At 70.6% G+C, this 21,398-nt stretch carries 14 protein-coding genes and 1 pseudogene; 4 read left to right on the top strand and 11 right to left on the bottom strand.

All coding sequences use genetic code 11. The features are described from left to right. Positions 1 to 65: 65 nt before the first annotated feature. Entirely contained in the window at positions 66 to 809 is a 744-nt protein-coding gene (locus ABD369_RS23955) for an NUDIX hydrolase (protein ID WP_344638575.1), read from the bottom strand. A gap of 296 nt (positions 810 to 1,105) precedes the next feature. Continuing rightward, positions 1,106 to 3,193 (bottom strand): amylo-alpha-1,6-glucosidase, encoded by a 2,088-nt coding sequence (locus ABD369_RS23950; protein WP_344638574.1) that lies wholly within the window; start codon positions 3,191 to 3,193, stop codon positions 1,106 to 1,108. Positions 3,194 to 4,362: 1,169 nt separating this feature from the next. On the opposite strand from ABD369_RS23950, the gene ABD369_RS23945 reads away from it, so the two are divergent. Beyond that, entirely contained in the window at positions 4,363 to 5,676 is a 1,314-nt protein-coding gene (locus ABD369_RS23945) for an alpha/beta fold hydrolase (protein WP_344638573.1), read from the top strand. Between the two features lie 140 nt (positions 5,677 to 5,816). On the opposite strand, the gene ABD369_RS23940 is transcribed toward ABD369_RS23945, so the two are convergent. Beyond that, positions 5,817 to 7,550: a DUF4192 domain-containing protein gene (locus ABD369_RS23940; RefSeq protein WP_344638572.1), complete on the bottom strand. Its 1,734-nt coding sequence runs from the start codon at positions 7,548 to 7,550 to the stop codon at positions 5,817 to 5,819. 220 nt (positions 7,551 to 7,770) lie between these two features. Here ABD369_RS23940 and ABD369_RS23935 point away from each other — a divergent pair, with 220 nt between their 5' ends. Both ABD369_RS23935 and ABD369_RS23930 read left to right on the top strand, forming a co-directional pair. After that, on the top strand, positions 7,771 to 10,041 hold the full coding sequence (locus ABD369_RS23935) for a RecQ family ATP-dependent DNA helicase (RefSeq protein WP_344638571.1): 2,271 nt from the start codon (positions 7,771 to 7,773) through the stop codon (positions 10,039 to 10,041). Positions 10,042 to 10,318: 277 nt separating this feature from the next. Further along, a complete protein-coding gene (locus ABD369_RS23930) occupies positions 10,319 to 10,939 on the top strand; it encodes a hypothetical protein (protein ID WP_425557753.1) in 621 nt (206 codons plus the stop codon). 366 nt (positions 10,940 to 11,305) lie between these two features. Here the strand turns inward: ABD369_RS23930 and ABD369_RS23925 are convergent, their stop codons facing one another. The 3 genes from ABD369_RS23925 to ABD369_RS23915 form a co-directional block, all read right to left on the bottom strand. After that, the gene (locus tag ABD369_RS23925) at positions 11,306 to 11,677 is read right to left on the bottom strand and encodes a hypothetical protein (RefSeq protein ID WP_344638570.1); all 372 of its coding nucleotides are present in this window, start codon (positions 11,675 to 11,677) and stop codon (positions 11,306 to 11,308) included. 390 nt (positions 11,678 to 12,067) lie between these two features. After that, complete coding sequence (locus tag ABD369_RS23920) at positions 12,068 to 12,751, bottom strand: ribonuclease HII (RefSeq protein WP_344638569.1); 684 nt, start codon at positions 12,749 to 12,751, stop codon at positions 12,068 to 12,070. A gap of 131 nt (positions 12,752 to 12,882) precedes the next feature. After that, complete coding sequence (locus ABD369_RS23915) at positions 12,883 to 13,209, bottom strand: TetR-like C-terminal domain-containing protein (RefSeq protein ID WP_344638568.1); 327 nt, start codon at positions 13,207 to 13,209, stop codon at positions 12,883 to 12,885. An 82-nt stretch (positions 13,210 to 13,291) separates the two neighbouring features. Here ABD369_RS23915 and ABD369_RS23910 point away from each other — a divergent pair. Then, positions 13,292 to 14,315, top strand: a pseudogene (locus ABD369_RS23910) (MFS transporter); the annotation flags it as partial. Positions 14,316 to 14,426: 111 nt separating this feature from the next. On the opposite strand, the gene ABD369_RS23905 reads toward ABD369_RS23910, so the two are convergent. The 5 genes from ABD369_RS23905 to ABD369_RS23885 all read right to left on the bottom strand — a co-directional run bounded on the left by ABD369_RS23905 (position 14,427) and on the right by ABD369_RS23885 (position 21,343). Continuing rightward, positions 14,427 to 15,317, bottom strand: a complete 891-nt coding sequence (locus ABD369_RS23905; RefSeq protein WP_344638567.1) for a carbohydrate ABC transporter permease — start codon at positions 15,315 to 15,317, stop codon at positions 14,427 to 14,429. Positions 15,318 to 15,484: 167 nt separating this feature from the next. Beyond that, positions 15,485 to 16,486: a carbohydrate ABC transporter permease gene (locus ABD369_RS23900; RefSeq protein WP_344638566.1), complete on the bottom strand. Its 1,002-nt coding sequence runs from the start codon at positions 16,484 to 16,486 to the stop codon at positions 15,485 to 15,487. Between the two features lie 362 nt (positions 16,487 to 16,848). Next, entirely contained in the window at positions 16,849 to 18,228 is a 1,380-nt protein-coding gene (locus tag ABD369_RS23895) for an ABC transporter substrate-binding protein (RefSeq protein WP_344638565.1), read from the bottom strand. A gap of 389 nt (positions 18,229 to 18,617) precedes the next feature. Continuing rightward, complete coding sequence (locus ABD369_RS23890; protein ID WP_344638564.1) at positions 18,618 to 19,829, bottom strand: cytochrome P450 family protein; 1,212 nt, start codon at positions 19,827 to 19,829, stop codon at positions 18,618 to 18,620. A gap of 266 nt (positions 19,830 to 20,095) precedes the next feature. Next, positions 20,096 to 21,343 carry a cytochrome P450 gene (locus tag ABD369_RS23885; RefSeq protein WP_344638563.1) on the bottom strand — a complete coding sequence of 416 codons (1,248 nt, stop codon included), beginning with the start codon at positions 21,341 to 21,343 and terminating at the stop codon, positions 20,096 to 20,098. Between the last annotated feature and the right edge of the window lie 55 nt (positions 21,344 to 21,398).

Below are 21,398 nucleotides of genomic sequence, written 5' to 3'. Positions count from 1 at the left end.
ATCAGGCGACAGATCCGCAAGGTGATCAGTTCACTCTCGTCCAGCTTTGGCCGCCGGCCGACCTGTCAGGACTCGGGACGAAGCATCGGCGGGTTGAGGTCGGTCGCTCCGCCCGCCTTGAAGAGCTGTGCCGGGCGGCCGCCCTGGCGGGTCGTCGTGCTGCCGGAGGGCACCAGGAATCCCGGGGTGCCGGTGACCTTGCGATGGAAGTTGCGCGGGTCCAGGGCCACGCCCCAGACCGCCTCGTAGACCTGGCGCAGCTCGCCGACGGTGAACTCCGGCGGGCAGAACGCGGTGGCGAGCGAGGAGTACTCGATCTTGGACCGGGCCCGCTCCACACCGTCGGCGAGGATCTCGCCGTGGTCGAAAGCCAGGGGGACCCCCTCGGTCTGGCCCGGCCCGAGCAGCTCGGCGACCGGCGCCCAGCGGGCACTGCGAGCATCTCCGCCGGGGCGCGGGGTGGGCAGGTCGGGCGCCAGCGCCAGGTGCGCCACGCTGACCACTCGCATCCGGGGGTCGCGCTGAGGGTGACCGTAGGTCGCCAGCTGCTCCAGGTGAGCACCGGCCGCACCGTGCCCCGGAGTGGAGTGCGCGCGCAGGCCGGTCTCCTCGGCCAGCTCCCGGGAGGCCGCCTCAGCCAGGCCCTCGTCCGGACGGACGAAGCCCCCGGGCAGCGCCCAGTACCCCTGGAACGGAGGCTCACCACGACGTACCAGCAGTGCACACAGCGCGTGCTCGCGCACCGTCAGCACCACCAAGTCGACCGTGACAGCGAACGGGGGGAAGGCCGACCGGTCATAACGCGACATGGCGACGATCATAGTCGTCTTTCTGACGATAAACACAGGGTTGTGCGGGACAGACGGGGCTGATCTGTCGGACTACACCATCGCGCTGCTCCTGCCCGTCGACAGGCTGTCCGTGTCGATCGCCGCACCGGTTCCTCCTGTGCGGACTCGCGCCGCTCCAGCATCGAGTCACCCGCTTCCTCCGTGATCTCCGCCTCCGCCGTCACCGTCCCGCCTCGTCTCTGTCCTCCTTCTCCCGGTCTCCCCTCCGCACCGGCCTGTCCATCCGGCATCGTGTCGGACCATGGACACGCGGCTCAGCGCGTACCCAGCTGAAGTGCCGGCGGTGCCTCCTCCACCACGGCGACACCGATCCGGCTGATCCTGACCGAAAACGGCTCCCCCGCCACGCGCAGTCCGGTGAGCTCCAGCTCGCCCAGCGGAGCCGTGCTGGCAGGGCGCACCACCACCCGGCCTGCTGGGACATCGGGACGTACTCCGGCGTGCGTCAGCACCAGGTGGACCGATGCGGCTGCTGAGACCGCCGCCGGGCGGCAGGCGGCGGGGTGCGGCACCGGCGGGCAGCCCGTCGTCCGCTGTTCGCCGGCGTACATCTCGGGCAGCCGGCCCTCGAACTGCACGGACGCGCTCAACAGGCCCTCCAGCAGTACCCCGGCCTCCCGTTCGAACCCGGCCTCGGCCAGCCCCGCGACGGCGAGCGCGGTCTCGTGCACCCGGACCGCGCCGCTGCGGTGCCCGAGCGGGTTGAAACGCGGGGACTTCGCACTCAGGGTGCGCAGGCCCCAACCGCAGTCGAACTCGGGGGCGACCAGACGCTGTGCGAGCGCCCGGGTCTGTTCTCGGTCGAGCAGGCTTTCGTGATACGCGCCATCGGCCGACAGCCCGCAGTCGAGGAGGTGCACGAAAGAGGCCGCGACCGCGGACACCGGATGCCCCGGGCCCACGAGTGCCGCTGCTGGACGACCGCCTGACAGGTCATCGATCCAGAACTGTTCTCGGAAGCGTTCGCGCAGGCTGATCGCCCACGCCCGCCACTCCGCACCGCCGGGACGGCCGAAGGCGTCGAGCAGCTCGGCCCCCTGCAGCGCGCACCGGTAGGCCTGTGCCTGCACCTCACAGCGCGGCGGCAGTGGACGGGCGGCCCGCTCCTCGGGAGAACGTCCGAGGTCCGTCACGAAACTGCCCGGTCCGTCGGACAGGAAGGCCCCCGATTCGTCGCTGACATTGGCGCGCAAGGCGGCGAGAGCACGTTCGGCAGCCGGGAGGAGCTCGGCGACCTCCTGCTCGGGCAACCCCCAGCGCCAGGCCTCGGCCAACAGGGTCACGAAGAGCAGTGTGGCCTCGGTGGCCGTGCAGGACGGCGGAAGTTCTGGGCCACCGTGTCTCAGCCCGCCCGGGAGGAGACCCTCCGGCCCGGCCCACGGCCCTGGCCCGATACCCGCCGCACCTTCTGCCCCGGTCACGGTCGACGCGGCCGGCACTGCCACCGTGGACGTCGAGCCTGCGGTGATGCCGGAGGCTGCTCGACCACCCGGGTTGTTGGATCTGTGGTGCTGACGCCGCGCCAGGGCACGCAGTGTCCCGGCTGCCAGACGTGTGCCGAGGGGCAGCATCAGCCTGGCTGCCCAGATCGCGTCGGCCGCGGTCAGACCGAACCGCCACGGCACCCCGGACGCTGTGTAGAGGTCCGTCGGCCGGTCGGCATCGGCCAGCAGCAGACCGCCGAGTGCGTCCAGGGAACGTGGGACGAGCAGTTCCACCCGGGGGTCGTCGCACCGCACCCCTGGCTCCGACCAGGGCAGTGGCACGCCCTGGGCACGACCGGTCGGGGGGCGGAAGGCCGCCACCGAGGACTCGGCCTCGGCCTGCAGTTCGACCGACCAGCGGGCGCCGGGTTTCAGTTCCAAGTCCCAACGCAGCACCCCGGCGCCGGCAAGGACGGCGTGCGGGGACGGACGTGCTGCGACGGTGGTGCTGCGTCCCGGCCTGACCCACCGCAGCCCGGCTGACTGGACCTGGCCCTGGAGGTCGGCCAGCCGCCGCCCGGCGGCGATGTCGGCCAGCGACCCCAGGTCCGTCCCAAGGGCGATCTCCAGCGGAAGGCGGGCCGGACGGCCTCCCGTGTTCCGTACGGTGATGGTCTCCACACCGTCGGCGTGGCGGAGCCGCTCGACGGTCAGCGCAGGATCCGGGTCAGGATCCCCGGGGATGCGGACCGCACCGACGAAGCGCGCCTCGGCCGCCGATGTCAGGGCCCCCTGGAGGGGCAGCGGCTCGAGTCCGCCCAGCCGGAGTTCCATTCGGGCCAGTACTCGGATCCCCGAGCGGTAGAAGCCGTGGAGGCTCTGGCCGCGGAGCTGGCCATCGGTCCCGGAGACGGCCATTGCCGGGGCGTTGACGCACAGAACTCCGGCGTGGGCAGCGGTGTGCAGGGGCGTCTGCTGGGGACGTGCCTGGTGCGCCGGGCGCGCCAGGCCCCTGACCGGCCGATCGGGAGGCACCGCTGGACGTGCCGGGGCCTCAGCCGGGGCGGCCCCGGGAGCGGCGGTAAGGGCGGTGGCGATAGCCATGCCTGGTCGGGTCGGCAGCAATCCGAATCGCGATTCCTCGAACGACGCGACAGCCGGCAGCGGTTCGGGTGGCATCGGCGGTGCGGCTGACGTCGGCACCGCTGCCGCGGAAACCGGCGCCGCTTCTGAGCGGGGAACGGCCCGAGCTGACAATGCGGATGGTGGTGCGGTCGGCGGCGCCGTCTGTGGCACTGCCTCTGGCGGCCTGATGGCGGTCACCTGGCTCTCCTCCCTCGGCCGACCGACGGCTGGCCGTACCGGTCGGCCGCGAGCGTGCTCGATCGCGATCTGATGTCTACCGCCGTCACGGGCGGACACCCGCCGACGACTGGGCTCTTCGCCCTGCACTCGGTGCCTCCCCCGACGGCACCCACTCACGTCGCCTGTCCGGCCTTGCGCGGCGGGCGGGCTCCGGCGGGCCGGTCAGACCCAGGAACCGGCCTACCCGCTCCTCACCCGTCCCGGCCTGGGCCGGGCTCCGCGAGCACCGACACGACCCACCCCAGGACGGGTACGAGACGGCCAGTCCCGTACACCTCCGCCTCCCGAGCACTCGGCACCAGTCCGATCGGTGGCAACACCCCGCAGGGCGACACCCCGCAGGATGAACGCGGCTCACCTCCCCCAGGTCACGCCGGAGCAATGACAACCGCTCTACCAACACCCTGTTGCTGGACCGCCGGTGTCGCTCCGAGCCGGCTCCAATCGAGGGAAGGTTCGATCAATCTTCTCGAGCGGCAAGTCCGTTCGACTCCGAGCCGGGTTGTGGCCCTGATTCGCACGCTGGGTTCCGACGGCCGTTCCCGGCGGTCGTGCATCCGGAGGACGGAGCCGTTCCCCGAGACCGGTTGCCTCGGTGCCGGCCGCCGCACCGGGTCCCGGTACGGCAGCACGGTACGGTGCGTGGGCGGCGGGCCCCTCACCGGAATCCGCGTTGGTATCCGCCGTGCCGCGCCCATGACCAGCTCATACCGAGGAATTGCATGTCCACCACCAGCCGACTGCCCGGGATCGTCACGACCGACCACGTCTTCCAGCTGCCGTTGGACCACCAGTTGCCCGACGGTGAGCAGATCGAGGTGTACGCCCGTGAAGTGGTAGCCGCCGGACGGGAATCGGACGAGCTGCCGTGGCTGCTGTTCCTCCAGGGTGGCCCCGGCGGCAAGGCCGCACGCCCGCTGGGCCGGGACAGCTGGCTGGCCCGGGCCCTGGACGACTACCGGGTGCTCCTGCTCGACCAGCGCGGTACCGGACGCTCCACTCCGGCGAACCGGCAGACGCTCGCTCGGCGCGGAACCCCCGAGCAACAGGCGGACTTCCTCGCCCACTTCCGAGCCGACTCGATCGTCCGGGACGCCGAAGTGATCCGCCGTCGGCTGCTCGGCGAGGACGGCCGCTGGACCGTGCTCGGCCAGAGCTTCGGCGGTTTCTGCACGCTCACCTACCTGTCGCTGGCCCCGGAGGGCCTTCGCGAGGCGTTCGTGACCGGCGGACTGGCGGGGCTGCGCAGCTCGGCGGAGGACGTGTACCGCGCCGCCTACCCGCGTGTGGCGAGGAAGAACGAGGCGCACTACGCGCGCTACCCGCAGGATGTGGAACGCGTTCGGCGGATCGCCGCGCACCTGGTCCAGGCAGCGGCCCGGCTTCCGGACGGTGGCTTGCTGACCGTCGAGGCGTTCCAGGGGCTCGGCATGCTGCTCGGATTCGGGACCGGCTCGCACACGCTGCACTACCTGCTCGAAGAGGCCTGGGTCGAAGGCCTGGACGGGCCGGAGTTGTCGGACACCTTCCTCGCCGGTGTCCAGGCGCAGCTGTCCTTCGCTCATGGGCCTCTGTACGCCGTGCTGCACGAGTCGATCTACGGCCAGCGTTCGGTGGACCCGGCCGGGACGGAGTGGGCGGCGGAAAGTGTCCGCAAGGAGTTCCCGGAGTTCGACGCCGAGCAGGCGCTGGCGGAGGGCCGGCCGGTGCTGTTCACCGGCGAGATGATCTTCCCGGCGCTGTTCGAGACCGACCCGGCGCTCCAACCGCTGCGTGAGACGGCGCAGTTCCTCGCCGAGCGTGGCAACTGGCCCGATCTGTACGACCCGGTGCGGCTGGCCGGCAACCAGGTGCCGGTCTTCGCGGTGGTCTTCCACGACGACATGTACGTGGACACCGCCGACTCCCTGGAGACGGCACAGGCTGTCCGGGGGCTGCGCACCTGGGTGACCAACGAATGGGAGCACGACGGTCTGCGGGTGAGCGGCGGAGCGGTGCTGGACCGGCTGATCAGGATGGCGCGCGGCGAGCTGTAGCCGATCCGTGAGCCAGCGGCTGAGGCGGGTGATCCGCTCGGTCGACGGCACACGGCCCCATCGGCGCCGGGGCGGTGGCCACTTCGCAGTGGCCACGCCTCCGGCCCGGGCGGGCGAGGTCGCCCGGGGCGAGCACTCGCTCATGCCGGCTTCCTGTTCCACTTGGGAGCGCGACGTCGGCAAGCACCGCCGTGCTGCTGGACGGCAGCGCGCTGAGTCGCCGCCGCCCCCGGCCTCTCCGGTCGAAGCCTGCCCGACAGCCGCCGGCCCGCCTGACGAACCTGACTCCGTAGGCCGCCTCGGCCGGGGCGGCTCGGGTCTCCACGATCGGCAGCCCGGTCCGACCGGCCGTAGCCGGCCTCGGGACCCCGGACCTCGCCTGGCCCCCGACCTTCGTCGGCGCCGGAAGATGCCACCCCGCTCGCAACAGCCGGCAACGCACAGTCCAGGTCCGGGACAACCGGAGTGCCCTCCCTGACTTTCGCGGTGCCTCCGGCCTCCTCGTCGGGCACCGCTGTTGTGACCTGTTCGTCGGGCAGCCGATCACCCGCCCGTGTTGTGCCCGGTGGGGCAGCGGCCGGTGGTTCTTCGGACGGCGATCCACCGGCGGGTGTCCCGTCGATCGACGTTTCAGGCGCCGGTGTTTCAGGCTTCGCCGTGCTGGCGACCGAGCCGGTTCCAGTGACCCGCCCGGTCCCGACGTCCGGCGCAGGCGGCTGATCGGCGGGCGAGGGAGCCCTGGACGGCAGCTCCGGGTCGCGGCGGACTGCCCGCTCCCGGCGCACGCTCTCCAGCAGCTGGTCCGGCAGCAACCCGCCGTTGAGCGACTCGTAGATCAGTTGTGCCAGCGTGTACTCGGGGTTGAGATCGAGTGCCTTCGCCAGCACGACCCGTGCCGTCGCGGAGTCGTCCGCGAGCCAGGACGTCCAGGCGAGCAGCGTCAGGGGCGCCGCCGCGAGGTGTTCGAAGGGCGGGACGCAGCGTTGTGCGAGGAAGCGCCAGAGCCGCTGAGCGGAGCCGAGTTCCTCCGACTCCGCGTACTCGGCGGCGCGGTCCCTGCCCATCTTGTCCTGCAGGCCGACCAGCAGCCTCGCCACGCGCTCGGGGGCGATCTCGCGCGCACCTGCCTGGAACTCGGCCATGCTCTCGTCGAGCAGCTCGACCGTGCGGGCCACCGCGGCCTGGCGGCCGCCCGGCTCGGTCATCTCGCGGAGCAGCTGGGGGCCCGCCCGCTCGATCGCCACCCGCTGCGGCTCGTCGTCGGGCGGTCCGATCGGCGCCAGACCCGCGACGATCGATTTCCGGCTGCCCCTGGGGGCCAGCCCGGCGAAGGTGGCCGCCGCAGCGGCCGGGCTCACCATCCCGGGCGGACGAACCGGTACGCCGCTGGGGTCGCAGCAGCCCGTCCCGGCGCAGAGGAAGGACCACCAGCGGCCGGCCGAGACGCACAGGGACTCCTTCACCACGACGTCCAGGTCACCGAACGCCTGGGCCAGGTACTGCGCCAGCGGCTTGAGCTCCGCGACCACGCTGCGGCCATCACCGCTCGCGGGGTCTCGGCAGAGGTAGAGCAGTACCTGCTCGGGGCGGCGATCGCGCTGCTCGGACAGCTCGACCAGCAGCCGTGCCGCCTCCGTCCCCATCGACTGCCACCGGACGGGGTCGTCGGGGATGTCCAGCCTGATCACCCCGCCCTGCTGGAGGTGGGGGCCGCTCAGGCCCACGGCGACGATGCTGTCGTCGGGGAAGAAACCCAGCAGGTAGGGCAGCATTTCTGCCATGTCGGCCGGCCCTCGCATCCGGACGGGCAGCTGGGTGGGGAGGCGTCGCGGAACGGGCCCGAAGGGCACGGCGGAAGTGAAGTCCTCGTTCATGCCGGGAAGCGTGCCGCAGCTCGGCACCCTGTGGCCGGGGCCGGCTCCAACCTGTGGACAAACCGGGGGTTACAGCACTAACTCACTCATTCGGGTGAATTAAAATTGGCAACATTTCCGGATAAAAGGCACCAACTTGGCGGACTGTCCTCTGATATTCAGAACCCTGCCCATTCCCGGCATTCGCTGCTTGTCCGTCTCACCCGGTATCCATGGAGCCATGCACGCACCCATCGAAGCCCAAGACACCACCCCCGACCGCGCCGCCGTCCGGGCCCGGGCGGAGGCCGTGCTGCGCGAGCTGGCCGGTCCCGGCGCCGCACTGCGCGAGGACCAGTGGCTCGCTATCGAGGCCCTGGTCATCGACCATCGCCGCGCCCTGGTGGTCCAGCGCACCGGTTGGGGCAAGTCGGCCGTTTACTTCATCGCCACCGCCCTGCTGCGCGCCCGCGGTGCGGGCCCGACCGTGATCGTCTCTCCACTGCTCGCCCTGATGCGCAATCAGGTCGACTCGGCCGGCCGGGCCGGGATCCATGCCCGGACCATCAACTCGGCCAACCCCGAGGAGTGGGACGAGATCCAGTCCGAGATCGCCGCCGGCGCGGTGGACGTCCTGCTGGTCAGCCCGGAGCGGCTGAACAACCCCGACTTCCGCGACCAGGTGCTCCCCAAGCTCGCCGCCGCCACCGGTCTGCTGGTGGTGGACGAGGCGCACTGCATCTCCGACTGGGGCCACGACTTCCGGCCCGACTACCGCCGGCTGCGGACCATGCTCGCCGAGCTGTCCCCCGGCGTGCCGGTGCTGGCCACCACGGCCACCGCCAACGCGCGTGTCACCGCGGATGTCGCCGAGCAGTTGGGGACGGGCGCGCCCGAGGTGAGCGCGACCCGCTCCGGCATGGGGCCGGATGACGCGACCGCCCCCAGCACCGTGGGTACGCCGGGTGCCGACACCCGCGCGCTGGTGCTGCGCGGTCCGCTCGACCGGGAGAGCCTCAGCCTCGGCGTCCTGTCGCTGCCCGACCCCGCACACCGGCTCGGCTGGCTGGCCGACCACCTCGCCGAGCTGCCCGGTTCCGGCATCATCTACACCCTCACCGTGGCCGCCGCAGACGAGGTCACGGACTTTCTGCGGGCCCGCGGCTACCAGGTCGCCTCGTACTCCGGACGCACCGAGGACGCCGAAAGGCGCGCCGCAGAGGCGGATCTGCTGGCCAACCGGGTGAAGGCCCTGGTCGCGACCTCCGCGCTGGGCATGGGCTTCGACAAGCCGGATCTCGGCTTCGTGGTGCATCTCGGTTCACCGAGTTCGCCGATCGCCTACTACCAGCAGGTCGGCCGGGCCGGGCGCGGCGTGGCGCGGGCCGAGGTGCTGCTGCTCCCCGGCCGTGAGGACGAGGCGATCTGGCGGTACTTCGCCTCGCTCGGCTTCCCGGCCGAAGAGCAGGTCCGCCGGACGCTCGACGCCCTCGCCGAGGCCGGGCGGCCGCTCTCCACTGCCGCTCTGGAGCCGCGGGTCGACCTCCGCCGGGCACGGCTCGAGACCATGCTCAAGGTCCTCGACGTCGACGGCGCGGTCCGCCGGGTGCGTGGCGGTTGGACCGCCACCGGCGCGGCCTGGTCCTATGACGCGGCGCGCTACGCCAAGGTCGCCGAGTCCCGCGAGGCCGAGCAGCGGGCGATGCGCGAGTACGCGGCGACGACCGGGTGCCGGATGGAGTTCCTCCGGCGGCAGCTGGACGACGAGGCCGCGTCGCCGTGCGGTCGTTGCGACAACTGCGCGGGGGCACGGCACTCCTCGGAGGTCTCCGCCGAGGCGCTGGCGGCGGCCAGGGCCGCGCTCGGACGTCCCGGCGTCACCTTCGAGCCGCGTCGGCTCTGGCCCACCGGGATGGACGCGCTCGGCGTGGGGCTCAAGGGGAGAATCCCGGCGACCGAGCAGGCCGAGACCGGCCGGGCCCTGGGTCGGCTCTCGGACATCGGTTGGGGCACCCGGCTGCGCACGCTGCTCTCGGAGCAGACCCCCGACGGTCCTGTCCCGGCCGAGGTACGGGACGCGCTGGTCAGCGTGCTCACCGACTGGGCGCGCGGCCCCGGTGGCTGGGCCGGCCCGGAGACAGCCGACGGCAGCCGGCTCACCCGGCCGGTCGGGGTCGTCACCATGGCCTCGTCCACCCGGCCGATGCTGGTGGAGAGTCTCGCTGCAGAGCTCGCCGCGATCGGACGGCTACCACTGCTGGGCCGGTTGGAGTACGTCTCCGGCCGACCGCCGCACGGTCCGCGCAGCAACAGCGCCCAGCGACTGAACACTCTCGCGGGCACGCTGGTGGTACCGGTCGGTCTCTCCTCGGCACTGGCGGCCGCGCCCGGTCCCGTGCTGCTGATCGACGACCTGGTCGACTCCGGCTGGACGGTCACGGTGGCGGCACGACTGCTACGACAGGCTGGGGCGAGCGCAGTGTTGCCACTCGTGCTGGCGGTCCAGGCCTGACCGGTCGCCCACTCGTCCTGACGGTGCTCGCCCGCCGGCCGCGCACCGGCTCCGGCCACCGGTTGGCCCGTCAGGCGAATGGTTCAGGTCCGGCTGCGGAATATGTATGGCAGATCGTCCGAATGCGGGCGGCATACCTCTAGTCGTCGTTGCCGGTCGGACCGGTCTGACCTGAGAATTGGTCCGTACCCCGCTCGCGGTCCAGTGGACCTGGCCTCCGGCGTACGCGGGTACCGGTACGCCCGGCGGGCGGGTCAGGAGGATCGCGATCAGCCGCATCGACCGACCTCGGTCTTCCTCCGCCCGGAAACGGTCCATCGACCTGGAGACCTGGACCGACTCCGGGATCCCGTTGCTGCGCGCCCCACGCGAGCTCGTCACCGAACTGCACCGGTTGCACCTGCCCCAGCCGGGCACCACCGTGGTGGCCGTGCTGGACGCCCGGCACCGTGCGACGGCCTCCGCATCGTTCGCCGTACGGCCGCATGTCGAGGACGGCTGGCACCACCGGAACGCGATCCTTGCCCACCTCCGACAGATCACCGCGCACGATCTGCGGCTGGCGCGGCCCACCCGAACCGCAGTCCTGCTGCACTGCCGCGAGGGTTCCGGCGACTGGACGGAGCAGGACGGCTCCTGGATGTGGGCGCTGCGCGACGCGGCCACACTGCACGGTCTGCGGTGCGGCTCGTACATCGCCCTGACGCCGACCGGCTGGCGGTCGCTCGGCGACGGCCGTCACGGCCGCACACCGCACTCGGGTTCCTGGGCCGAGGGCCCCCTGCACACCGTCAGCGAACTCACGCCGCGTTCCGCCCGGGAGTCCGCCCCGGAATGGGCCTGGCGGCCGGCCGGTGTCACCTCGTTCAAGACCGCCCGCCGCACAGCCGCGCGCTGAGTGCGTGTCGAGGGTTTTCCTCGAGCGGCCGTCGTGAGGTGCCGGACCGCGGGCCGGACGGACTCGGCAGAACCGAGGACACCGGCAGGACGGCCCGGAGTACCGGGCCACCGTAAGGCGGCCGGTGTGAGCCGACGTCAGCGAGGAGATGCCGACTCACAGACCCGAGGGGGAGACCGACGTGGGAGGCCGCCCCGCCCAGCCGGATCGGCCGACCGGGCCGGCTCCGGCCCACCGCAAGCCTGACCGGCCCGTACCGGGCGGGACTGCCTGGCGGAACCGGCCACTTGGCCCGTGCTGTTACGAGTTGGGCCTTTCAAGCTGAACTCGTGCGGCAGGGGCGGACCGGTGTCAGAGCAGGCCGGCTCAGACCGGGACCGGCCGGTTCGCGTCCGGGAAGACCGCTGCCGTCAACTCGGGCTCACCGCAGACCACCAGCAGCGTCCCGGCGTGGCCGAGCGCCTTCCGGGCCAGCTGATCGACCCGTGCGGACCGGGCCGCGTTGACGACCAGTACCACCACGTCACGCCGAAGCGGATTGGTCGCGGCGGCCTCCGCATAGAAGACGTCTCCGGTTTCGGCGAGTTGGGCCCAGTACCGGTCCGCGCCGAAGGAGAGTTCGTGCTGCTGCCACGGGTGCGGCTCACCCACCGTCAGCACCAGGATGTCGCCGGGGCGGCATCCGGACTCCAACAGCAGGTCCACAGTCTCGTCCGCCCGCTCGATGACATCCTCCACGGCGGCCGGAACCATGCGCACCTCGGGCTGCCCGGCCGGGCGGCCGGCCGCGGGCGCGGGGCGGCGAACACCGGGCGTCGGCTTGGGAATCGGCGTGCGAGCCGGAGGCGGCGTCGGTCGGGGCCCGCCGCTCGGCGGGGCCGGGCGCGGTGCCGCGGGCCGCGGCCCGGGCACGACAGCGGGCTTGCGGGGGGCGCGTGCGTCCGACTCGCGGAGGAAGGGAACGCCGGGGCCCGGAATGGTCTCGTGAATCTCCGGCTCCTCGGGGAAGACAGGCATACCCGGATATCTATCAAACGCCGGTCGGATGCGCACGGGCGCCCCACCTGTCGGGCACCCGCCAGGAGACCGGCCACCCGCGCAGACAGGAGGACGATTCGTCAGAAGACGTCAGAATCCCAGCGAAAGCTGCTCGTCCTGCGGCTCCGCCACCCTCCCCCGTTTCAGGTGGCTCCACTTGGGCAGCGCATCGAGGTAGGCCCAGGACAGCCGGTGGTGTTCGGTGGGCCCGTACTCCTCCAGCGCCAGCCGGTGCACCGGGGACGGGTAGCCCGCGTTCTCCGCGAAGCCGTACGCCGGGTACGCCTCGCCGAGTTCTGCCATCAGACCGTCCCGGTGCACCTTGGCGAGGACGGAGGCGGCCGAGACACAGATGCAGGACTGGTCGCCCTTGATCACGGTGCGCACCCGCCAGGGGCCGCCGAGGTAGTCGTGCTTACCGTCGAGGATGACCGCGTCGGGCCGCACCGGGAGTGCCTCCAGCGCGCGCACGGCGGCAAGGCGCAGGGCTGCGGTCATGCCGAGCTCGTCGCACTCCTGCGGCGAGGCGTGGCCGAGCGCATAGGCGGTGACCCAGTCGGCGAGGACCGGGGCGAGTGCCGTGCGGCGGCGTTCGGTGAGCAGTTTGGAGTCGGTCAGACCCTCCGGAGGCTTGCGCAGACCGGTCACCGCCGCCCCGACCGTGACCGGGCCTGCCCAGGCTCCGCGCCCGACCTCATCGAGGCCTGCCACCAACCGGGCACCGGCCCGACGGAGGGAGCGTTCGACCGAGTGGGTCGGCGGATCGTAGGGCATCGGAGGTCCTTCGGCTGTGTCCTGGGCGCCTCCCCAGCCTACGTCCTGGTGCTCACCCCGTAACCCAGCCGGTTTGGACCCGTCCGCGCCCCGAAGGAACCGCGCGGAGAGCGCACGGCCACGGCCAACGCTCAGCCGAGATGGACCGGGCGCACCATCGGCAACAGCACCTCGTCGACCATCGCCGCACCGAAGTCCGGCTCCAGTTGCCCGTCGCAGAGCTTGGCCCGGTAGAGCAGCATGGCCGGGACGACCTCGGCCGCCAACTTGGTCGCGGCCCCCGGCCTGACGTCGCCGCGGACTTCGCCCCGGTGCAGGATCTGCAGGGTGGCCGGTTCCAGCACCCGCTCCACGATGAAGCCCTTGAAGGTGCGGGCCTGTTCATGTTCCAACTCGGCCATCAGGGCGCGCATCGCGGCTCCCGCCCGGGAGTCCAATGCGGCACTGAAGAACTCCATGAGCTGCGTCAGCTCGGCTCGCACGGACCCGAGATCCGGGATGTCGGCGGGCGGTGGCAGAGCGGAACCGAGGGCGTCCAGGACCTTCGGCGGGCTTCTGCTGCTCGGCGGTCGGGCCGGCGACATCCTCGGACGCCGCAAGGTCTTCATCACCGGCGTGCTGGTCTTCGGCCTGGCCTCACTGCTCGGCGGTCTCGCGCGGGACTCCGGCATGCTGCTGGCCGCCCGGGCCCTGCAGGGCATCGGCGGTGCGATCAGCTCGCCGACCGCGTTCGCGCTGATCGCCACCAACTTCGAGGAGGGGCCCGAGCGGAACCGGGCCTTCGGGGTCTTCTCGGCGGTGGCGGGCTCCGGCGCGGCCATCGGACTGCTGGCCGGCGGCCTGCTCACCGAGTACCTCAACTGGCGCTGGGTTCTCTTCGTGAACGTCCCGATCGCCGTCCTCATCGCGCTCGCGGCACCGCTGTACATCAGCGAATCGGAGCGGAACGAGGGCCGCTTCGACCTGCCCGGCGCGCTGACCTCGACGCTCGGCCTGGTCGGCCTGGTCTACGGTTTCATCCGGGCCGCCTCCGACGGCTGGGGCGACTCGCTCTCGACGGTTTCGTTCGCGGTCGGCGCTGTCCTGCTGGCGACATTCCTGATCATCGAGCGGCGCACCTCACGGCCGATCACTCCGCTGCACCTGTTCGCCAACCGGAACCGGACCGGTGGCCTGGTGATGATGCTCTGCCTGTCGGCAGCCATGTTCGGCATCTTCTTCTACGTCACGATCTTCGTCCAACGGGTCCTCGACTACAGCCCGTTGAAGACCGGCGTGGCCTTCTTGCCCATCAGCGTCGCAATCAAGCGCGGCTCAGCTCGCCTCCGCACTGCAGGCGAAGTACGGGCCCAAGCTGTTCATGGCCGGCGGCGCCCTGCTGGTCACCATCGGTCTGAGTTGGCTCACTCAGATGAACGCCGGCAGCAGCTATGTCGACGGCATACTCGGCCCCTCAGTGATCTTCGGTTTCGGCATGAGCCTGATCTTCGTCCCGGTCATGCTCCTCGCGGTGGCCGGGGTGGCAGCACGAAGGCGCAGTGGCCGCGATGCACTGACCGGCGCCCGGGGGTGGCGGGATGGGCCGTGATGACCACCCCACCACCTCCGGAGAGCCAGCCGGTGTGCAACGGCGCCGGGCGCGGACCCGGCCGACTCGGCCCGCACCCCGAGCCGCTCAGCCCTTGACCGATCCGGCCAGCAGCCCCCGGACGAAGTAGCGCTGCAAGCTGAAGAAGACGACCAGCGGAACCATCAGCGAGAGGAACGCCCCGGCCGTCAGCAGTTCCCAGCGGCCTCCGAAGGACCCGGAGAGCTGAGCCAGCCGAACGGTCATCGGCGCGGCCTCGGGGGTGCCGCCGGCGAAGGTGAGCGCGACCAGCAGGTCGTTCCAGACCCAGAGGAACTCGAAGATCGCGAACGAGGCCAAGGCCGGTGTGCAGAGCGGCAGCACGATCGACTTGAAGATCTTGAAGTGCGATGCCCCGTCCACCACCGCCGCCTCCATCAGATCTCTAGGCAGCTGCGAGATGAAGTTGTGCAGCAGGAAGGTGGCCAGCGGCAACGCGAACATGGTGTGCGCGAGCCAGACCGGTACGTACGTTCCTCCCATGTCCAGAGCCGGAAGGATGGTCACGCTGCCCAGATGGGCACCACCGGAGAAGAGTTGGAGCAACGGGATCAGCGCCATCTGCAGTGGCACCACCTGCAGCGCGAAGATCACGAAGAAGACGGCATCGCTTCCTTTGAAGCGCACCCAGGCCAGCGCGTACGCGGCCATCGCGGACAGCACCAGCGGGAACACGGTCGCCGGAACGCTGATGGCCAGCGAGTTGACCAGATAGGGCATCATGCCACCGCTGACGCCGAACCCGCCCTCGAACAGCACGGTGTGGTAGTTGGAGAGGATCAGGTCGGGGTGAACGAAGACCTCCCACCAACCACTGCTCGACACCGCCTCCTTGGGGCGGAGTGAGGTGGCCAGCAGACCGAAGGTGGGTAGTGTCCAGAGCACCGTCACGGCGACCACGAAGACCGAGGCGAGCGGGCTGCTGAAGGATTTACGCACAGCCTTCACCCCGGGGCGCACGGGTTGTGCCGCCTTCCTCCCCGACGTCGACTGCGCCTTCGCCACAGGCTGTACCCCGGGGGTGGGTCGCACGTCCGGGATGGGCCGCGTCTCCGGAGCGGGCTGGGTCTCCGGAGCGGGTTCGGAGGCGGGCACGGCCGGGTCGCTCATCGGGTCTCACGCTCCTTGCGCAGCTGAACGATGTTGTAGGCCACCAGCGGAAGGACAGCGAGGAAGAGGACCACCGCAAGGGTGCTACCTCGGCCGAGGTTGTACTGCTCGAACGATTGCGAGTACATCTCGTTGGCCAGCACCTGGGTACCGAAGTTACCGCCGGTCATGGTCCGGATGATGTCGAATGCCTTCAGTGTGGTGATCATGACGGTGGTGAGTACCACCACCACCGTGGTCCGGATCATCGGCACCGTGACGAACCAGAACAGCTGCAGCCCGCGCGCCCCGTCCAGCCTGGCCGCCTCGGTGACCTCGTCCGGGATCGCCTTGATCGCGGCCGACAGCACCACCATGGCGAACCCGGTCTGCACCCAGACCATCACCGCCATCAACAGGAAGTTGTTCAACGGATGGGAGAGGATCCAGTTCGGCGGATGCGACCAGCCCAGACTGATGGCCAGTTGGCTGAGCAGACCGATCTGTGGTTGGGAGGGGTCACGGGCCTCGTAGACGAACTTCCAGATGATGCCGGCGCCGACCAGTGAGACCGCCATCGGCATGAAGATCAGCGACTTGTAGACCGCCTGCCGTTTCATCCGCTCGATCAGCAACGCCAGCACCAGCCCCAGCGCGGTGGCCGCCAGCGGCGCGATCACCAGCCAGAGCGCCGTATTGAGCAGCACCTGGTGGATGGAATCGGTGGTCAGCGCCCAGCCGTAGTTCCTCCCGCCCACAAAACGGGCGGAGTCGTCATTGCGGAAGCTGAGGTAGATCGTACGGACCAGCGGGGCGACCAAACCGACGATCAGCAGAATGACGGCCGGGCCCAGGAAGACCAGGACGGCCAGTGGACGCCCCAACCGGCCCGTCGCACGTCCAGCAGCGAAGAAGATCGCCAGCAAGACACCCAGGAAGGCGGCGATGGCGCCGATGCTGTTCCCGAGTTTGACGGTGACGTCGGTCCACGCAGAGTCGGCCAGCAGGGCCGCGCGCATAGAGAACTCCCTTCCTCGAAGCCCAGACGCACGGAAGCGAAAAGCGCAGGAGCGAAAAGCGCAGGAGCGGAGAGCAGAGAACCGGAGAGCAGAGAACCGAGGAGCAGAAAGCCGGGTAGCGCAGAACCAGGAGGCACCCAACCGCGCGGCGCAGAACAGGGAGTCGCAGGAACGGAAGCCGCACAAGCGGGAGACGGGGCACCAGGAAGCGCAGCCGCCGCACGACGTACGGATACGGAGCACGCGGGTCCGAGCGTGCGGGTGTGAAGGCGCAAGACACACCGAAGCTGGCCAGTGGAACAACGGCAGAGTCCGAAACGGGCGGCGCAGGCGGGTGGCCCCGCGCCGCCCGTGGCGACTGTCTACTGCGGCCAGGCCGCATCGATGTCAGCCGCCACCTTCGGGATGGCCTGTCCCTCGGCGAACCACTTGGTCAGCGACTTCCACTCCTGTGCGGCGCCGACAGCTGGCGGCATCATGTCGGAGGCATCGAAGCGGAACGTCGCAGCCGGGTCGGTCAGTGCCTCAGCGGAGAGCTTGTCGACCGGGTCGGTGTAGAGGCTCTTGTCCACACCCTGGTTGGCCGAGACCCAGCCCGTGGAGACCTTCACCCGACTACTCGCCCAGTCCGAGCTGGAGAGGTAGTTCTGCACCGCCTGCACCTCGGGCCGGTTGGAGAACGCGGTGACGAACTCGCCACCGCCCTCGACCGGGCTGGGCACCGCCGGGTTCACCGCGGGAAGGCGGAAGGCGAAGATGTCGCCGTCCGGGCCGATCTTCGTGCCCTTGGGCCACTGCGCCTGGTAGAAGGAAGCCTGCTGCAGCATCCAGCACTTGTTGGTGAGGATCGGCGCCCCGGCATCCTGGAACGTGGTGGTGGCGATCGACTTCACGTCACCGAACCCGCCGTTCACCCAGGCCGGGTTCTGCATCCAGCCGGCCACCGTCTGCATAGCCGTGATGATCTTCGGGTCGCTGAACTTCACCTGGTGGCTGACCCACTGGTCGTAGACGTCGCCGCCGTACGAACCGAGCACCACCTCCTCCAACCAGTCGGTGGCCGGCCAGCCGGTCGCGGTGCCGGAGCCGATGCCACCGCACCACGGCTTCCCGCCACCGGCCTTGGCAATCCTGTCGCTGAGTGCCATCAGCTCGGCCCAGGTCTGCGGTACCTGGTAACCCGCTGCCTTGAACGCCTTGGGCGAGTACCAGACCAGCGACTTCATGTTGGCGCTCATCGGCGCCGCATAGAAGGTGCCGTCGACCGAGCCATAGGTCTTCCAGGCCGGATTCCACCCGTCCTCGTTGGCCACTGTCTGGGCGGGCGGCTTCACGACTTTGCCGCTCTTCACCATCTGGGCCAGCAGGCCGGGCTGCGGGATGATCGCGAAGTCCGGAGCGTTTCCGCCGGTCACGCGCACCTGAAGCTGCGACTCGAAGTCGTTGGAGCCCTCATACGAGATCTTGATGCCCGTACAAGTACTGAACTCGGCCCAGGACTTCTCCAACGAGTCCGACTCCGGGCTGAGGATCGAGGCGTACATCGTCACCTTGGTTCCCGAATGCCCCGCGTACGCCTGGTACTTGGCGCAGCCGCCGGTCAGGGTCGGAACCGCACCGCTACTGCCCTTCGAACCGGACGTGCTGTTGGAACAGGCTGCGGCGAGCACAAGCGCGAGGACGGCCGGTACGGCGAGTGAACGGCGGCGGGCGGACAGGGCCGGCCATGGGTTCCGGATCATCGGCGGCCTGTGGTGGCGATCGTGGCGAGGGTCATGGCGGTCCTCCTTGCCAGGGCTTTGGATGCCTGCGGTGAGAGAGAACTACGCTGCGCTGTACCGGAGATCGACTGGACCTGACTGCGCTGAACCTGAGAACGGCGGACCTGAGGCCGGCAGGCCCGGTAGCTGCGGACCTGAGGCCGGCCGAATCCGAGATCGGCTGCGGAGCGGGCGGAAGGCCGCGTGGAAAAGGCCGACCGGCCTGGGCTGGCTTGAAGACGTTAACCCACTGGTCACCCGGCGCCAAGGTGTGCGTTCGACCTTCATCCGCCGGTGCCCGCTTTGTGACCGGGCCGTGCTGGGGACCGGCCGGCGACCGCCACCGGCCGGCCCCACCGCGTACCGTCCGATCACAACCGGACCGGCAGCTCCCGCAGGCTGTTCACGACCATCGCCGGAGTGGGTCGCAACTCGCTTTCCTCCACTGCCAGTTGCAGGCCGGGGAAACGCTCGAACAGGGCCGGGAGCGCGATCGACGCCTCCAGCCGGGCCAGCTGCGCGCCCGGGCAGACATGCGGCCCGTGCCCGAAGGAGAGGTGCCGGGCCGGGTCCCGGGTGACGTCGAAGATCTCGGCGGTGACACCGTGCTGCGCCGGATCCCGGCCGATCGCGTTGTACGAGACCAGCACCGCATCCCCTTCGGGGATCACCGTGTCCCCGTACGCGATGTCCTCGGTCGCGAAGCGGAACAGGAAGTTGCTGGTCGGTGGCGTCCAGCGGAGTGACTCCTCGACCACCGCCGTCCACTCCACCTCGCCCGAGCGGACCAGTGCCAGCTGGTCGGGGTGGGCGAGCAGGGCGCGCACCGCGTTGGTGATCAGGTTGACCGTGGTCTCGTGGCCGGCCGCGATGATCACCCGCAGGGTGGCCGCCGCCTCCTCGTCGCTCAGCGCACCGCCCTCCAGGGCGCCCTCGGTGCCGGCCGCCAGCAGAGCGCTCGCCAGGTCGTCACCCGGCTGCGCCCGGCGCTTGGCGACCAGATCGTCGACGAAGGCATTGAGCGCGGTGATCGTCTGCTGAACCTGAACCGGGTCCTTGACGCTGCTGAAGAAGCGCTCGTACAGCTCGCGCACATAGGCGTGGTCCGCCTCCGGCACGCCGAGCAGGGAACCGATCACGGTCATCGGCAGCGGAAAGGCGAACGCGGTCTTCAGGTCGACCACCGGCCCCAGATCGGCCAGCCGGTCGAGCAGTTCGGCAGCGATCTTCTCCACCGCCGGACGCATCAGCTCCACCCGGCGGGGCGTGAACGCCTGCGCGACCAGCGCGCGCAGCCGACGGTGCTCCGCACCGTCCGTGGTCACCATGCTCCGGCGGGGCAGCGCCAACCCGATCAGCGGCCAGGTCTTCGGAACCTCCCCACGCCGATACGCCGCCCAGTGCTCGGCACTCTTCGCCAGCCGCTGATCCGTCAGCAGATCACGCGCGGCGGCGTGCCGGGTGACCGCCCAACCCCGTACCCCCATCAACTCCACGGGCACCACCGGCCCTGCCGCACGCAGCAGCGCACCTTCGGCCGCATTGTCACGGGCCAACGGGTCCATCACTATCGGGGCGGTCATCCGCTCTCTCCTCAGGTAGGCGATCCTCGGGTGGACAGACTGAATCGGACGAGATGGTTCGGACGGACCGAACCAGGCGGTCCACCCCGGGCGGACTGAATCGGACGGCCCGCCCGGAGCTGACCGGGTCAGCGGTCCGAATCAGGCCGCCGGAATCGGACAGCCCGAATCAGGCACCCGGTTCGGACGCCCCGATGCGGGCTGGCCGTATCAGCAGCCCGGGTCGGAGCACGCCGCCCCGGACAGCATCGGGCGGGCGGCCGTGCTCAACCGAGCGCGTGCCCCGGGGTGAAAGCCACCGGCAGTGCCACCAGCGCCCGTACCCAGGCGGAGGGCCGCCAGACCAGGGCGCTCTCGGCCGCTGCCAGTTGTACGTCCGGCAGCCGGTCCAGCAACACCTCGATGGCCGTCGCGGCGATCACCTCAGCCGCCTCCTGTGCCGGGAAAGGGCAGCTGTGCGGACCGTAACTGAAGCTCATGTACGCCCGGTTGCCCTCCGCCGGGACACCGTTCTCCTGCCGGACGGTCGGATCGGCGTTGGCTCCGGCGAAGCCGAGCAGAACCATGTCCCCGGCCGCGATCCGCTGACCGCCGAGCTGGGTGTCCCTGGTCGCCCAGCGGCCCGCGAAGATCTGGGTCGGGGTGTCCTCCCAGAGCGCCTCGGCCAGTGCCTGGCTGATGCTCCGTCGGCCACCGGAGAGCGAGGCGGCGAAGCGCTCGTCGGTCAGCATCAACCGCATCGCGTTGGCGATCCAGTAGGCGCTGGGCTGGTGGCCGGCGATCAGAATCACCCGCATGTCGCGCATGACCTCCTCGTCGCTCAGCCCGGCCTCGTGCGCCAGCAGCCACGAGGTGACGTCCGCGCCCGGACGCTCACGCTTCTCCCGCACCAGCCGCAGCATGATGTCCAGCAGCTGCTGCGCCGCCGCGAGCGCGTCGGCACCGCCGTCCAGCATCGCGAGCAGGCTGCTGATCAGCCTCGGCGCCTCGTCCTCACCCAGCCCGAAGAGACGGCAGAGCACCAGCAGCGGCAGCCGGTGCGCGTACTCCGCGACCAGGTCCGCCTCGCCCCGGCCCGCGAACTCGTCGATCAGCCCGTCGGCGATCTCCTCGCAGTGCTTCTTCAGCTCGTACGGGTCCACGCCCGCGAGCGCGTCCGTCACCGCGGCCTTCCGGCGCTGGTGTTCCTCGCCCTCGACGTAGAGGAGCGAGGGCGCCGGCTCCATCATCGGCTTCAGAGGCCAGTCCGCCGGGATCCTGGACCACATGTTCCAGCGGGTGGAGTCCCGTCCGAAGACCTTGGGCTGGCTGGTCACCAGCTGCAGCTCGCGGTACCCGATCACCAGCCAGGCCGGCACGCCGCCCGCCAGCTCGACCGGCGCGACCGGGCCGTGGGTCTCGCGCAGCTCCTGGTAGAGCTGCCCGGGGTCGGTCTGGAATCGGGGACCGTACAGCGGGGCCGCGTTCGCGTGCGCCGGGCATCCCGGCGGCGGGGTGATCGCGGGCTCGGTCACGGGGTGCACTCCTCTAGGCGGAACTCGGCGGGCAGATCAGCGGGGAACTCCGCAG

The organism is Kitasatospora cystarginea (genome assembly GCF_039533515.1).
Classification (GTDB): domain Bacteria; phylum Actinomycetota; class Actinomycetes; order Streptomycetales; family Streptomycetaceae; genus Kitasatospora; species Kitasatospora cystarginea.
The sequence above is the reverse complement of the archived record's forward strand: the minus strand, read 5'-3'. Positions and strand labels throughout refer to the sequence as shown.

Bases quoted from the DNA above. Each gene is read 5' to 3' on its own strand.
- ABD369_RS23955 (WP_344638575.1), bottom strand. From the start codon at position 809: ATGTCGCGTTATGACCGGTCGGCCTTCCCCCCGTTCGCTGTCACGGTC.
- ABD369_RS23950 (WP_344638574.1), bottom strand. From the start codon at position 3,193: ATGGCCGTCTCCGGGACCGATGGCCAGCTCCGCGGCCAGAGCCTCCAC.
- ABD369_RS23945 (WP_344638573.1), top strand. From the start codon at position 4,363: ATGTCCACCACCAGCCGACTGCCCGGGATCGTCACGACCGACCACGTC.
- ABD369_RS23940 (WP_344638572.1), bottom strand. From the start codon at position 7,550: ATGAACGAGGACTTCACTTCCGCCGTGCCCTTCGGGCCCGTTCCGCGA.
- ABD369_RS23935 (WP_344638571.1), top strand. From the start codon at position 7,771: ATGCACGCACCCATCGAAGCCCAAGACACCACCCCCGACCGCGCCGCC.
- ABD369_RS23920 (WP_344638569.1), bottom strand. From the start codon at position 12,751: ATGCCCTACGATCCGCCGACCCACTCGGTCGAACGCTCCCTCCGTCGG.
- ABD369_RS23915 (WP_344638568.1), bottom strand. From the start codon at position 13,209: ATGGAGTTCTTCAGTGCCGCATTGGACTCCCGGGCGGGAGCCGCGATG.
- ABD369_RS23900 (WP_344638566.1), bottom strand. From the start codon at position 16,486: ATGCGCGCGGCCCTGCTGGCCGACTCTGCGTGGACCGACGTCACCGTC.
- ABD369_RS23895 (WP_344638565.1), bottom strand. From the start codon at position 18,228: ATGATCCGGAACCCATGGCCGGCCCTGTCCGCCCGCCGCCGTTCACTC.
- ABD369_RS23890 (WP_344638564.1), bottom strand. From the start codon at position 19,829: ATGACCGCCCCGATAGTGATGGACCCGTTGGCCCGTGACAATGCGGCC.